Origin of the sequence: Flavobacterium sp. (assembly GCF_036782315.1) — a bacterium.
GTDB lineage: Bacteria > Bacteroidota > Bacteroidia > Flavobacteriales > Flavobacteriaceae > Flavobacterium.
In genome coordinates this window covers 64,308-76,837 of sequence record NZ_DAIPZK010000012.1, presented here as the reverse complement: position 1 = coordinate 76,837, position 12,530 = coordinate 64,308, and the positions used below count along the sequence as shown (strand labels likewise).

General features: G+C 29.8%; 16 protein-coding genes. 5 read left to right on the top strand and 11 right to left on the bottom strand.

Annotated features, from left to right (window positions below; genetic code table 11):
* Window positions 1-10: 10 nt before the first annotated feature.
* From V7P59_RS10820 to V7P59_RS10810, 3 genes are all read right to left on the bottom strand, one after another.
* Window positions 11-1,606 carry a SulP family inorganic anion transporter gene (locus V7P59_RS10820; RefSeq protein ID WP_333810175.1) on the bottom strand — a complete coding sequence of 532 codons (1,596 nt, stop codon included), beginning with the start codon at window positions 1,604-1,606 and terminating at the stop codon, window positions 11-13.
* A 64-nt stretch (window positions 1,607-1,670) separates the two neighbouring features.
* Complete coding sequence (locus tag V7P59_RS10815; protein WP_333810174.1) at window positions 1,671-1,952, bottom strand: hypothetical protein; 282 nt, start codon at window positions 1,950-1,952, stop codon at window positions 1,671-1,673.
* A gap of 89 nt (window positions 1,953-2,041) precedes the next feature.
* Entirely contained in the window at window positions 2,042-2,521 is a 480-nt protein-coding gene (locus V7P59_RS10810) for a Dps family protein (protein WP_333810173.1), read from the bottom strand.
* 96 nt (window positions 2,522-2,617) lie between these two features.
* On the opposite strand from V7P59_RS10810, the gene V7P59_RS10805 reads away from it, so the two are divergent.
* Complete coding sequence (locus V7P59_RS10805; RefSeq protein WP_333810172.1) at window positions 2,618-3,556, top strand: LysR substrate-binding domain-containing protein; 939 nt, start codon at window positions 2,618-2,620, stop codon at window positions 3,554-3,556.
* A 47-nt stretch (window positions 3,557-3,603) separates the two neighbouring features.
* On the opposite strand, the gene V7P59_RS10800 is transcribed toward V7P59_RS10805, so the two are convergent.
* From V7P59_RS10800 to V7P59_RS10785, 4 genes are all read right to left on the bottom strand, one after another.
* Entirely contained in the window at window positions 3,604-3,798 is a 195-nt protein-coding gene (locus V7P59_RS10800) for a hypothetical protein (RefSeq protein ID WP_333810171.1), read from the bottom strand.
* A 133-nt stretch (window positions 3,799-3,931) separates the two neighbouring features.
* The gene (mnmD, locus tag V7P59_RS10795; protein ID WP_333810170.1) at window positions 3,932-4,597 is read right to left on the bottom strand and encodes a tRNA (5-methylaminomethyl-2-thiouridine)(34)-methyltransferase MnmD; all 666 of its coding nucleotides are present in this window, start codon (window positions 4,595-4,597) and stop codon (window positions 3,932-3,934) included.
* A gap of 38 nt (window positions 4,598-4,635) precedes the next feature.
* Window positions 4,636-5,097: a hypothetical protein gene (locus V7P59_RS10790; RefSeq protein WP_333810169.1), complete on the bottom strand. Its 462-nt coding sequence runs from the start codon at window positions 5,095-5,097 to the stop codon at window positions 4,636-4,638.
* Window positions 5,098-5,100: 3 nt separating this feature from the next.
* Window positions 5,101-5,601, bottom strand: a complete 501-nt coding sequence (locus V7P59_RS10785) for a DUF4920 domain-containing protein (RefSeq protein ID WP_333810168.1) — start codon at window positions 5,599-5,601, stop codon at window positions 5,101-5,103.
* 273 nt (window positions 5,602-5,874) lie between these two features.
* Between V7P59_RS10785 and V7P59_RS10780 the strand changes: the two genes are divergently transcribed.
* Window positions 5,875-6,942 (top strand): branched-chain amino acid aminotransferase, encoded by a 1,068-nt coding sequence (locus V7P59_RS10780; protein ID WP_333810167.1) that lies wholly within the window; start codon window positions 5,875-5,877, stop codon window positions 6,940-6,942.
* Window positions 6,943-7,006: 64 nt separating this feature from the next.
* Here V7P59_RS10780 and V7P59_RS10775 read toward each other — a convergent pair whose 3' ends face one another.
* Window positions 7,007-7,390 (bottom strand): nucleoside triphosphate pyrophosphohydrolase family protein, encoded by a 384-nt coding sequence (locus V7P59_RS10775; protein ID WP_333810166.1) that lies wholly within the window; start codon window positions 7,388-7,390, stop codon window positions 7,007-7,009.
* Window positions 7,391-7,688: 298 nt separating this feature from the next.
* Between V7P59_RS10775 and V7P59_RS10770 the strand changes: the two genes are divergently transcribed.
* Entirely contained in the window at window positions 7,689-8,714 is a 1,026-nt protein-coding gene (locus tag V7P59_RS10770) for a GyrI-like domain-containing protein (RefSeq protein WP_333810165.1), read from the top strand.
* Between the two features lie 31 nt (window positions 8,715-8,745).
* Here V7P59_RS10770 and V7P59_RS10765 read toward each other — a convergent pair whose 3' ends face one another.
* From V7P59_RS10765 to V7P59_RS10755, 3 genes are read right to left on the bottom strand one after another with little or no spacing between them, the layout of a single operon-like run.
* Complete coding sequence (locus V7P59_RS10765; protein ID WP_333810164.1) at window positions 8,746-9,468, bottom strand: tRNA threonylcarbamoyladenosine dehydratase; 723 nt, start codon at window positions 9,466-9,468, stop codon at window positions 8,746-8,748.
* 22 nt (window positions 9,469-9,490) lie between these two features.
* Window positions 9,491-10,156 carry a TatD family hydrolase gene (locus V7P59_RS10760; RefSeq protein ID WP_333810163.1) on the bottom strand — a complete coding sequence of 222 codons (666 nt, stop codon included), beginning with the start codon at window positions 10,154-10,156 and terminating at the stop codon, window positions 9,491-9,493.
* The gene (locus V7P59_RS10755) at window positions 10,149-10,739 is read right to left on the bottom strand and encodes a DUF1684 domain-containing protein (RefSeq protein WP_333810162.1); all 591 of its coding nucleotides are present in this window, start codon (window positions 10,737-10,739) and stop codon (window positions 10,149-10,151) included. The genes V7P59_RS10760 and V7P59_RS10755 overlap by 8 nt, the downstream gene beginning before the upstream one ends.
* Window positions 10,740-10,917: 178 nt before the next feature.
* On the opposite strand from V7P59_RS10755, the gene V7P59_RS10750 reads away from it, so the two are divergent.
* Both V7P59_RS10750 and V7P59_RS10745 read left to right on the top strand, forming a co-directional pair.
* Window positions 10,918-12,144 (top strand): MDR family MFS transporter, encoded by a 1,227-nt coding sequence (locus V7P59_RS10750; protein WP_333810161.1) that lies wholly within the window; start codon window positions 10,918-10,920, stop codon window positions 12,142-12,144.
* A 36-nt stretch (window positions 12,145-12,180) separates the two neighbouring features.
* On the top strand, window positions 12,181-12,507 hold the full coding sequence (locus V7P59_RS10745; protein WP_333810160.1) for a hypothetical protein: 327 nt from the start codon (window positions 12,181-12,183) through the stop codon (window positions 12,505-12,507).
* The last annotated feature ends 23 nt before the right edge of the window (window positions 12,508-12,530 follow it).

Below are 12,530 nucleotides of genomic sequence, written 5' to 3'. Positions count from 1 at the left end.
TTTAGTTAAGTTATTTAGTTTCTTCTTTAGAATCCTTAATTTTGACGTGTTTAAATTCTGTATTTTCTAAGTTATATTGTTCTTTAAAACCTTTCAAGGTTAAATCTATTTCTTTGTCTTCTGCTTTAACATTTCTAAAGTCTTTGATCAATTCTACTACGTCAAAATCAATATATTTTGTGTTAGAAGCATCAATAACTAACTTAGAACCTCTAGGAATATTCGCTAAAGTATTTTTAATTGCCGCTTTATTTAAGAAAGAAACTTCTTGTGCTAATTTGATTGTAATTATATCGCCATCTTTAAAAGATTCTTTTTTAAATGAGTAAGCAATTTTTAAATTTTGATACAAAATGAAAACAATACTTGTGGCTAAACCAATTCCAACCCCTTTTAATAAATCAATGCGAACTACTGCTATTACCGTTACTATAAAAGGAACGAACTGGGAATAACCATTGTTCCATAAATGCACAAAAACACTTGGTTTTGCCAATTTATACCCAACCATCAATAACACAGCAGCCAAAGCAGCTAAAGGAATTTTGTTTAAGATAAAAGGAATTGAAAGTGCGAAAGTGAATAAAAGCAAGCCATGAAAAATGGTAGACAATTTTGTTTTACCTCCTGAATTTATATTTGCAGAAGAGCGAACTACAACCGAAGTCATAGGCAAACCTCCTAACATTCCACTTAACATATTTCCGATACCTTGCGCTTTTAATTCGCGATTTGTATCTGTAAAACGTTTGTATGGATCTAATTTATCGGTAGCTTCAATGCATAATAAGGTTTCGATAGAAGCAACAACAGCTATTGTAACTGCTACTATCCAAACTTTTTCATTGGTTAGAGCAGAAAAATTGGGTAACGCAAATCCGTTTTTAATTTCTGTAAAAGAAGGAAGATTTACCAAGTGATTTTGAGTTACAATTGCTAAACTAGAACCCGTTTGGATAAATAACTCATTCAATAAAATACTTACCACAACCACAACTAAGGCACCGGGAATTACTTTAATATTTTTTAATGCGGGAACTTTTTCCCAAGTAATCAAAATAGCCAAGGAAAGTAATGCCACTATTAATGCACCAGTATGCATAAAATTAATAGTTTCAATTAAAGTGTCAAAAGTTGTATGTCCCGACTTTTCTATATAGAAAAAATCACCTTCATTATCAATATCATGACCAAAAGCATGAGGAATTTGCTTCAAAATGATTATAATTCCAATTGCTGCTAACATTCCTTCAATTACACTTGTGGGAAAATAATTTGAAAAACTTCCTGCTCTTAAAAAACCTAATGCAATCTGTATTAATCCAGACAAAATTACAGCTACTAAAAAAATGTCAAATCCACCTAAATCGGTAATCGCAGCTAATACTATAGCGGTTAATCCAGCTGCAGGACCGGTAACACTTAATGCTGAATTACTAAAAAAACCAACAACTACTCCTCCTATAACACCTGATACAATACCCGAAAACAAGGGTGCTCCAGAAGCTAGAGCTATACCCAAACACAAAGGCAATGCTACTAAAAACACAACTAATCCAGATGCTAGATCACCTCTAACATTGGAAAAAACAGAATGATTATTCATGAATTTTTTATAATACATTAATACTACATTCAAATAAAATGAATGCTAAAAACTAAGAAATGTACTATGCGAAATTGGGTGGTGGTGAAAAGATTTGATGAGATAAAGTTGTAAAGCTTAAATTATGTACAATTAACACATTAAGCTTTTTTAATTTATGAAGCGGTAAATTAATTATTGAATAATTAAGAATAGGCACAGACTTAATTTCATTAAAAGGCGCATGATTCTCTTCTTCTTCACTTACATTATAAAAGTACGAAGTATCTGCTTCTTCATCAACAATACCTATAATAGTAGGAGTCGCTAAAAAAGTTATGAAAACAAATAAGAATATGTTTACCAATAATTTCATAGTGCGAATATACTATTTCAAACTGAAACAATTCTTAATTTTTTCAAAAAAAAAACACCTAAAAAGGTGTTATTCTTTAATTATATTTCCTCTTCCATCCATGCTTTAAGCATCCAAATAGTTTTTTCTTGCTCGGTAATAAAATCGCTCATCATAGAATTTGTTCCTTCGTCATTTATATCGCCCGATTTATTTAAAATCACTCGCTCTATTTGCAATAAAACACTCAAAGAATCTAATATTAATTGAATGGCTTCAACATCTTTAGAAATTCCTTTTCCAACTTTCAATTTACTATTTGCGATGTAATCTGAAAAAGTATGAAGAGGTGTTCCACCTAGTGTTAAAACACGTTCAGCAATTAAATCAATTTTAATTTGACTATCGTTATATAATTCTTCAAACTTTAAATGCAAATCAAAAAAACGTTTTCCACGAATATTCCAATGCAAACCTCGTAAATTTTGATAATATATTTGAAAGTTAGATAACAATCCGTTTAGTTCATTTACTAATTCATCTGATTGTTCGACTGGTAAACCTAAACTATTTAATTTCATGATTTTTTATTTTATTTACTCAAATTTACATTTTTTTACTCACATTATTAATAAGTTAAATTGATAGTTTTTATATTTGCATCAAATTTATCAATAATGACAATTACACAACTATATTACGTTTTAGCTGTAGCCGAATATAAAAATTTCACATTAGCAGCTGAAAAGTGCTTTGTAACACAGCCAACTTTAAGTATGCAAATTCAAAAATTAGAGGATGAATTAGATATTTTAATTTTTGATAGAAGTAAAAAACCTATTCTATTAACCGAAGTTGGTGAAAAAATTGTAAATCAAGCTAAGAATATTGTTAACGAAGCAGGAAGAATTAAAGACATTGTTGACCAGCAAAAAGGATATATTGGAGGTGAATTTAAAGTAGGTATAATTCCAACAATTATGCCAACGCTACTTCCTATGTTTTTGAATAATTTTATCAAAAAATATCCAAAAGTTAATTTGATTATTGAAGAACAAACTACAGAAGAAATTATTAAAAAATTAAAAAATGGTCATTTAGATTGTGCCATTGCAGCTACTCCTTTAGAAGAAGAAAATTTAAAGGAAATTGTACTATACTATGAGCCTTTTGTAGCATATGTTCCGTCCAATCACCATTCCATCAATAAAAAAGAGATCGAAATTGCTGATTTAGATTTAGATAAAATTTTACTATTACAAGACGGACATTGTTTTAGAAACGGAATTCTTAATTTGTGTAAAAACAATAAATACATTGCCGATAGCCATTTTCAATTAGAAAGTGGAAGTTTTGAAACATTAATTAAATTGGCCGATGAAGGATTAGGAACTACGCTTTTACCTTATTTACATACTTTAGATTTAAATGAAAAAAGTAAAGAAAAATTAAAACCTTTTAAAGATCCAAAACCAGCAAGAGAAGTAAGTTTAATTTATCCTAAGAATGAACTAAAAATACATATTATTAATGCACTAAGAGACACTATATCTGGTGTTGTTCGTGGAGCTATAGCCTTTAGCGATGTTGAAATTATTAGTCCAAAATCTAAATAAGATATTTTTAATAATACAAAAGTCCCGTTTAGCGGGACTTTTTATTTTTAGTTAATGTAGATTAAACATTGCCTTAGTTCAGGCTTTTCTTTAGTAAATTGAAGTAACCACTCTCTTAATTGATCAATTTCATAAGGAAGCAGTACTCGCATTGCCTTTTCTAATTCTTTGCAAAATAATTTTGCGTCAAAACTTACTCGTTCTAAAATAGACTTAGTGTAAGAAAACATAGGTCTTGACATATTTTTTCTAGTTTTATTGGTTAGACTAGGGGTAAGAACTTGTTGTAAAGATAATTAAAAAAATGTTTTAAAAATAAAATAGTTAATAAAAAAAATGCTAAAATTTTATTAAATTCATAGTTTATGAAAAAAATCATTCATTTTTTGTAGCTCGTAACATTTCACGTTTTCCTGGAGCTCCAGGTAGTTTTTCAATTGAAAACCCGGCACTTAGCATCGCATTTTTAATTGATGAACGACAAGCATATGTAACCAAAGTTCCTTTTGACAAAAGTGCCTCATACATTTTCTTAAAAATAATTTCACTCCACAATTCAGGTTGTAATGGAAAACCAAAAGCATCAAAATATATTAAATCGTATTGATTTACATCTTCGATATCTTGAAAAAACTGTTTTCTTTTGGTTAAGTAAAAATTGTGAGAAATAGTTTGTATGTTTTCCCAATCGCAAGAATGCATTTTATCAAAAATAGTTTGATGTTTTTCAGCTTTTAATTCTGAAACGTAATTCATTAAAGCAATTTCTTCACTGGAAACAGGATATGCTTCTACTCCAACGTAATTTACTTTTTCTTTATCGATAGTTTCTAAAAAAGTAATAAATGCATTCAAACCTGTACCAAAGCCAATTTCTAAAATAGAAATGGAGTTTTTGTTTTGAAATAAATCCAATCCATTTTTAATAAAAACATGTTTTGCTTCTTGAATTGCACCATGTGTAGAATGATAGTTCTCATCCCAATCTGGGATTCGAATTGTAGTAGAACCGTCGTTAGTGATAATTATTTCGCGCTTCATAACATAAAAAAAGGGTTAAAAAATCAACCCTTTATTTCTTATTTAATATATAACTTTTTAATCCTTGGAATTGGACCACTACATTTTACTTGATGACACTGAATACAAGCGTCAACTCCGTTATTAAAATGCTTTTTAGCATTTTTTGGATCTTGATAAATCAATTCCTGAGCTTTGATAAATTTAGCAGCTTGTTCATCAAAAAAAGCATCTTTATCATGCTCATCAGTCATCACAGCTTTATGAATTTTAATAAAATGTTGTGGAAACTTACCAATTGTATCTCCTTTTATGATTCGATCTTTTAAACGTTGATTATCCACATACATTTGCTCCATAAGCGCCGCCATTTCTGACATTTCGTACATTTCAAATTCGTCATTTTTTGTAGAATCCACTGATTTTTCAACCACATTCTCTTTGATTTCAACTTGTTCTTTGTTTTGACAAGCGACTATTCCAAAGAAAATAAATAATAAAAATATTTTGGATAATTTCATCTGTTATTTTTTTACATATACTCCAGTTGAAGTAAATGAATACGTTGTTTCAGGCTTAGTGATTTTTGCTATTTCTTCCTTTGATTTTCCTGCATCTTTAGCAAAATGTTTTAATTCCTCTACTGTAACTACATCAACAAAAGCGTATCCTTTTACAATAACTTCTTTACCATCTGCATTTAGTGGAACAAAAAAACCGTAATCTTTAAATTTAACAAATGATGATTCTCCTTTACCCAAATCTAATTTCATCCAACAACCCTTTTTCTTGCAAACCGAATTAATTGTTGATTTAAATTGTACTGGAATAGAATCTCCTTTTTTAAGATTCTTATACTTTTTCAACATTTCTTCTTTAGACAATACTTTTGTAACAGTAAATTTTTCTCCAAACAAAGCATATCCAGATAAGTCCTGAGTATTAGATTTTGAAGTTTTTTGAGCTACAATTTGAAGTGAAAACAAGATAACAAGAATTGATAAATAGGGTTTTATTTTTCTCATGATTTTAATTATTAAGCAACAAATTTAAACATTTTTTTTAAAGTCATGAATGAAATAAAATCACAAGTATGGAAAAAAAAATTAAATGTAAATTATTGATAAAAAAAATATATCAAAGGAAATCAATATTTTACTATCAAATTTAGTGTTAATAATTATTTTTTAAAACATAATTAGATAGGCTATTTTTTATTAAATTTGCAACCATTACGTAAAAATCAACACAAATTTTGTTGATTATACAAAATCATAAATTATAACAGTTTGACCATAATGGAATTAAAAACTTTAAGCGAAATTGAAATTATTTCGGCTCCTCATTCAAAAATCAACGAGGTTGATTTTGAAAACCTAACTTTTGGTAACGTTTTTACAGACCACATGTTGGTATGTGATTATGTAGATGGAGCATGGCAAAAACCTGTTATAGAACCTTATGCTCCTTTCATGATTGATCCTTCTGCTAAAGTATTTCATTATGGACAAGCCATTTTTGAAGGCATGAAAGCATATAAAGATCAACAAGATGATGTTTGGTTATTTAGACCTGATGAAAACTTTCACCGTTTTAACAAAAGTGCAACCAGAATGGCAATGCCAGAAGTTCCAGAAGACATTTTCTTGGGAGGTTTGCACCGTTTGTTAGAAATTGAAAAAGAATGGGTTAAAAAAGGAAAAGGAAATACTTTATACATCCGTCCTTTTATGATTGCAACTGGACATGGTGTAATTGCTGCTCCATCCCAAGAATATCGTTTCATGATTATTTTATCTCCTGCTCGTGCTTATTATTCTGGAGAAGTAAAAGTAATTATTGCAGAACATTACAGTAGAGCCGCTAACGGAGGAATTGGTGCCGCAAAAGCTGCAGGAAATTATTCAGCTCAATTTTACCCAACTAAATTAGCTAACGAGCAAGGTTTCCAACAAATCATTTGGACAGATGACGCTACACATACCAAACTTGAAGAAGCAGGAACTATGAATGTTTTCTTCAGAATTAATGATACTTTATATACAGCGCCTACAAGTGAAAGAATCTTAGACGGAGTAACACGTAAAAGTGTTATTGAGTTAGCAAAAAGAGAAAATATCAACGTAGAAGTTCGTCCTGTTTTAGTTGAAGAAATTGTAGAAGCTGCTAAAAATGGTTCGTTAAAAGAAATTTTTGGAGCAGGAACAGCAGCGGTGATTAATCCTATTGTAGGATTTTCATTCCAAGACCATTATTATGAATTACCTAAATTAGAAAATTCTATGGCATTGGAAATCAAAGAAAAATTGACTAACATTCAATATAAATTAGCCGAAGATACTTTCGGTTGGACGGTTAAGATATAATATACAGTTGCAGTCGCAGTTATCAGTAAAATCATATACCGATAACTGTGACTGGGAATTGTGACTATTTTAATATCTCTTCAAAATTAGGCTTGAAATAATTTGGTCCTTTCATTACCTTTCCGTCTTCTCTGTAAATAGGTTTTCCATCTTCTCCTAGTTTGCTCATATTAGAACGCTGGATTTCATCAAAAACCTCTTCAATTTTATGTTGCAAACCATGTTCTAAAATTGTTCCACACAATATATACAACATATCGCCTAAAGCATCAGCAACTTCAATAATATCATTATTTTGAACCGCTTCTAAATATTCCTCATTTTCTTCTTTCATTAAATTAAAACGAAGTTCATTTTTTAAAGCCCCTAAATCGGCTTTCATTTCTTCACTAACACCTAATCCATAAGTTTCGTGAAATATTCTTACTGCTTTTAATTGTTTTTGCATAACTTATATTATAAATTTGAATAAATTTAAAAAATTAGATAGTATTAAATTATTACTTTTGTAAAAATTTTCAATATGTTTTCAACAGGTCAAATTTATTTTGCTATTTTCTTTGTTATCGCTTTTGTAACCACAATGATATTGGTATACCGTAAAGATTTAAAACAAATGAAACCATTTTATAAAGGAACATATTGGGTTTTCATTTGTTTTTTAGTGTTTATTGGATTACTCTTTGTAATTAAAGTGCTTATGAAAGATTAATTTTCTTACTTTTGATAATCAAATTCAAGCCTCAATGAGAATTTTAAAATACATACTTCTTTTATTACTTCTATTTAGCGTGGCATTTGTAGTTTTTGTTGCCACACAACAGAGTGATTATAAAATTGTTCGTACAAAAGAAATAAATGCTTCTAAGGATATTGTTTTTAACTTTGTTTCAGATAGTACTTCTCTTGAAGATTGGAATCCTTGGGATAAAACCAATACCATTTTTAGTGATAAAAAAACAATAGCTTCTGATACTATTTTTCAAACCATATCGATTTCGGGAGAGAAAAATGAATCTTTTATGCGTTTTCAAAAAACAAAAAAAGGAGCTTTGGTAACTTGGGAGTTAAAAGGAAAACTCGATTTTAATTTAAAAATGCTTAGTGTTATTCAAGGAGGGGTTGATAAAGTTATTGGTAACAAACTAGATGAAGGTTTAAATAACATTGATTCTTACTTAGTAAAAGAATTAACCACTTATAAAATCACAATTAGTGGATTGGTAACCAAACACGCAACCAATTATATTCAACAAATTGATACTTGCTCATTAACCGATTTTCACAGAGTATCAAAGAATATGCTACAAAACATGATGGCATTTGTTGATAAAAACGAAATCAAAATTGTGGGTTTACCTTTTATTACTTATGAAAGCATTAGCGACAATGAGAAAGAAATTATTTTTGCCATGTGTGTTCCTGTAGAAGAAGAAATTTTAACGACGTCTGGAAGTGAGATTTCAGGTGGCCATTTTGATGAATTCTTAGCAGCAAAAGTTGTTTTAAAAGGAGATTATTCACATAGAAAAGAAGCTTGGGAAAAAGCTCGAAAATATGTAAAACAAAAAAGATTAACGGAAGACAACATCAATGGAAAATTTGTTGAAGTATATAAAGTAAGTTTACCAAAAGAACGTAAACCATCTAACTGGGTAACTGAAATTTATGTTCCTGTTAAGAAAAAAGTTGTGGTATCTAAACCTAAAACAGAAACTACAGAAGAAAGAACAACAACTTCAACCGAAAACAAAACTAAACCCACTGAATAAAAAATATCCCGACTTTCAATCGGGATATTTTTTATTTATGTTTTCCTATCAAATGTTTTACAACGGTTTCTGCCGCATGCAAACCAAATAATGCGGGCATCCAACTGTTCGTTCCGTAGAATGACTTTTTAAAGTTTGACCCATCTGTCATTTTTACACTATCATAATCAGGTCGTTCATAAGAGTAAACTACTTTAACCCCACTCGAAATACCTTCTAATTTTAAACGCTTTCTTACTTGTTTTGCTAAAGGACAATAATCGGTTTTACTGATGTCTTTTACACGTACTTTTTCTGCTTCAAACTTTCCTCCTGCACCCATATTACTTATCACTTTCACTTTTTTGCGTTTGCAAGCTACAATCAAATTAATTTTTGGTGTTAAACTATCAATACAATCTAAAACATAATCAAAGTCAGGAGTAACTAATTCAAAAGCACGTTCTGGTGATAAAAATTCTTGGATTCGCGTTAATTTTAAATCGGGATTAATATCCATCAATCGATCACCCACAATTTTTACTTTTGGCTCCCCTACAGTACTGTGTAAAGCTGGTAATTGACGATTAATATTCGTAATATCTACCACATCACCATCTACAATTGTCATTTTTCCTACTCCTGCGCGTGCTAAAAATTCGGCAGCAAAACTTCCTACTCCGCCTAATCCAACTACCAAAACATTTGCGTTTTCTAATCGTTGAATCCCTTCTTCTTTAAATAACAATACTGCTCTTTCTTTCCACTTTGCCATTGTAAATGTTTTTTTTAGTTTATTATTTAGGATTAAAAACTGTTGAAAAATTATTGAAAATAATCGCCTTCATTTCATCAACCGAAATTCCTTTTACTGAAGCAGCTTTTTCATACACTTGATAAATAGATTCTTCAATAGTATCGGTTTCCAATAAAATTTGATTTTCGGGTGCAAAGGTAAATACTTTTTCTAAATCTGTCCCGAAGTTTCGGGATCGAAGTAAGTATTTTCCAAACGACAAGTAAAAACCGTTTTTAAATAACGATTGTGCTACTTGCTCATTTTTAGAAAATCCGTGAATAATCATTGGATTCTTTATTTTCATTTCTTTTTTTATCGCAATCACTTCGTCATATGCGGCTACACAATGCAAAACAATGGGTTTATTAGATTGCATTACCAATTCTAGTTGCTTTTTGAAAACGGATATTTGCAACTCGATTGAAATTTCTATTCTCTTATCTAAACCACATTCGCCCAAAGCTAAACACTCCTTTAATTGCAGTTTTTGTTTAATAATTTCTAAGTCAGTTTCCAAACGATTTTCATCAATGTACCAAGGATGAATTCCGATAGAATAGCTTGGGATATTTTCATCAAATTCCCACGGATATTGATTGACAACTTCAATAACATCAGAGAGATTGGAATAATGGTGTGTATGTAAGTTGATGAATTTAGTCATGAAATTTCTTTACTCCAGCTAAGATTTCGATATCCAAATCATTTTCTAATGGGACAATCGGACACGAATATTTGTAATTATAAGCACAATACGGATTGTAAGCTTTATTGAAATCGATAATCCATTTTTTGCCTTTTTGAATTCTCATATCAACATATCTTCCGCCAATATAACTTTCTTTCCCACAAGTTAAATCAGAAAAAGGTAAAAACAAATAATCTTTATAGCCAGGTTTAGTTGATAGATCGATATTCTTATAAACGTTTAATTTGAATTCTTTACCGTCTATTGAAAAGATAAGTTCACCATATTTTACATATAATGGAGTTCTTGATGTTGTAGTTTTCATGGCAAAAGATTTTTCTCTCTTAGTTCTAACAAAAGTAGCTTCTACAATAAACTTCTCATTCAGAGGAAAGAAATCTAAACCCTTAAAATCTTTAAAATCCTCTTTCATTAAAGGACTTTTTAATGAATCTGAAAAACTTTGATTTAGTTCCGCTTGAAATTTTTCAGCTGAAGTCAAGTCTTTTTGAGCAAACGTAATAGCCGAACAGAATAAAAAAATCAAAAGTTGTTTCATATGTTTAAATTTTATTTTTTAGCGGTAACATATGGTATCGCCTTTTTATTATTGGTGTTTGCTTACGCAAACTTTTAATTAGTGGCGATTTCATGTGATTCATTTTTTACAAAAATATATAATTTCTATAACATTTTATTGGTGAAACCTTTCGTAATTTTGCTTCAGATATTGAATCATGTTAAAACGCGCTTTCCACAAATATATCGATAATTTCAGAGGATTTTCTCGCGAAATTTGGATACTTACTTTAATAACTTTCATTAATCGTGCCGGAACAATGGTACTTCCTTTCTTGTCGAAATACTTGAAAGAAGATTTGCATTTTTCTTATAGCCAAGTAGGATGGATTATGGTAAGTTTTGGATTTGGTTCTATTTTAGGTTCGTGGTTAGGCGGAAAATTATCAGACAAAATCGGATTTTATAAAATCATGATTTTTAGCTTACTAACGAGTGGAGTAGCTTTTTTTGGATTACAGTTTGTAACAAGTTTTGAAGGTTTACTCGTTGCCATGTTCTTGATTATGGTAGTGGCCGATATGTTTAGACCAGCTATGTTTGTTTCATTAGGCGCTTATGCAAAACCTGAAAATAGAACACGCGCTTTAACATTAGTTAGATTAGCCATTAATTTAGGATTCGCTGCTGGTCCGGCTCTTGGTGGATTGTTAATTATGAGCGTAGGCTATAAAGGTTTATTTTGGGTGGATGGCGCCACTTGTATCTTAGCCATTTTAATATTCTGGATCAAGGTAAAAGAAAAGAAAAAATCAAAATTTATTGACAAAGAAAATCCTGGAGAAGTTTTAACCCATTCTGTTTTTAAAGATAAACCGTTTTGGATTTTCTTAACTGGTACTTTAATCACAGGAATTTTATTCTTCCAATTATTTACAACCATTCCATTATATCACAAAGAGCAATTCAATTTATCCGAATTTCAAACGGGTTTATTACTTACTCTAAACGGTGTTTTGGTTTTCTTTTTAGAAATGCCAATTGTTAGTTATATTGAAAAACATAAAATCAATAAATTAAAAATTATCACCTATGGTTGCTTGGCAATGGCAATTAGTTTGTACTTGCTCTTAATAAATAATTGGGCTGGAATTTTAATTATCATGATGATTTTCATGACGTTTGCTGAAATGTTTGCTTTTCCTTTCTCTAACTCTTTTGCTATGAGTCGTGCTCCTATAGGTCATGAAGGACGTTACATGGCAATTTTTACTATGAGCTATAGTTTGGCTCATATTTTAAGTGCAAAAACAGGAATGGAAATTATTGATTTATTCAACTATCAAACCAATTGGTTTTTTATGGGAACACTCGGTGTTATCGGAGTACTACTTTTTGTTTGGGTAATTAAATTAGTTGAAAAAGAACCCGTTAGAGAATTGTAAATAAAAGTTATTATATTTACAATAAAGTATTTACTTATGAAAAAATATATTGTATTATTCTTATTTATCTCAATTGTAAGTTTCGGGCAAGAAAAAGAAATCAAGACTTTATCTACTGGAGAGGAAACTATCATTTTAAAGCTCAAGAATCAATATCGTTATGTTATTAATCAAAAATACATCAAAATACCTAACTACGCTAGTTCACCTTTAAGTAATTTAATCGTTGAATTTGATGGTGAAATTGTAAAAAATAATTACAGTTTTTTCAAAAACATGAAAGTTAATTCAATCCATAGTATTTTAGTTTTGTCAGCTAACAATAGTATTGTTACAAGAATTAAAGTAGTAAAAAACAAATAATTAAATATTTAAAAACTAAAAAT

What these genes read in the sequence shown, in the direction of transcription:
- V7P59_RS10820 (WP_333810175.1), bottom strand. Translation starts at nt 1,606, where the DNA reads ATGAATAATCATTCTGTTTTTTCCAATGTTAGAGGTGATCTAGCATCT.
- V7P59_RS10810 (WP_333810173.1), bottom strand. Translation starts at nt 2,521, where the DNA reads ATGAAATTAAATAGTTTAGGTTTACCAGTCGAACAATCAGATGAATTA.
- V7P59_RS10805 (WP_333810172.1), top strand. Translation starts at nt 2,618, where the DNA reads ATGACAATTACACAACTATATTACGTTTTAGCTGTAGCCGAATATAAA.
- V7P59_RS10800 (WP_333810171.1), bottom strand. Translation starts at nt 3,798, where the DNA reads ATGTCAAGACCTATGTTTTCTTACACTAAGTCTATTTTAGAACGAGTA.
- mnmD (WP_333810170.1), bottom strand. Translation starts at nt 4,597, where the DNA reads ATGAAGCGCGAAATAATTATCACTAACGACGGTTCTACTACAATTCGA.
- V7P59_RS10790 (WP_333810169.1), bottom strand. Translation starts at nt 5,097, where the DNA reads ATGAAATTATCCAAAATATTTTTATTATTTATTTTCTTTGGAATAGTC.
- V7P59_RS10785 (WP_333810168.1), bottom strand. Translation starts at nt 5,601, where the DNA reads ATGAGAAAAATAAAACCCTATTTATCAATTCTTGTTATCTTGTTTTCA.
- V7P59_RS10780 (WP_333810167.1), top strand. Translation starts at nt 5,875, where the DNA reads ATGGAATTAAAAACTTTAAGCGAAATTGAAATTATTTCGGCTCCTCAT.
- V7P59_RS10775 (WP_333810166.1), bottom strand. Translation starts at nt 7,390, where the DNA reads ATGCAAAAACAATTAAAAGCAGTAAGAATATTTCACGAAACTTATGGA.
- V7P59_RS10770 (WP_333810165.1), top strand. Translation starts at nt 7,689, where the DNA reads ATGAGAATTTTAAAATACATACTTCTTTTATTACTTCTATTTAGCGTG.
- V7P59_RS10765 (WP_333810164.1), bottom strand. Translation starts at nt 9,468, where the DNA reads ATGGCAAAGTGGAAAGAAAGAGCAGTATTGTTATTTAAAGAAGAAGGG.
- V7P59_RS10760 (WP_333810163.1), bottom strand. Translation starts at nt 10,156, where the DNA reads ATGACTAAATTCATCAACTTACATACACACCATTATTCCAATCTCTCT.
- V7P59_RS10755 (WP_333810162.1), bottom strand. Translation starts at nt 10,739, where the DNA reads ATGAAACAACTTTTGATTTTTTTATTCTGTTCGGCTATTACGTTTGCT.
- V7P59_RS10750 (WP_333810161.1), top strand. Translation starts at nt 10,918, where the DNA reads ATGTTAAAACGCGCTTTCCACAAATATATCGATAATTTCAGAGGATTT.
- V7P59_RS10745 (WP_333810160.1), top strand. Translation starts at nt 12,181, where the DNA reads ATGAAAAAATATATTGTATTATTCTTATTTATCTCAATTGTAAGTTTC.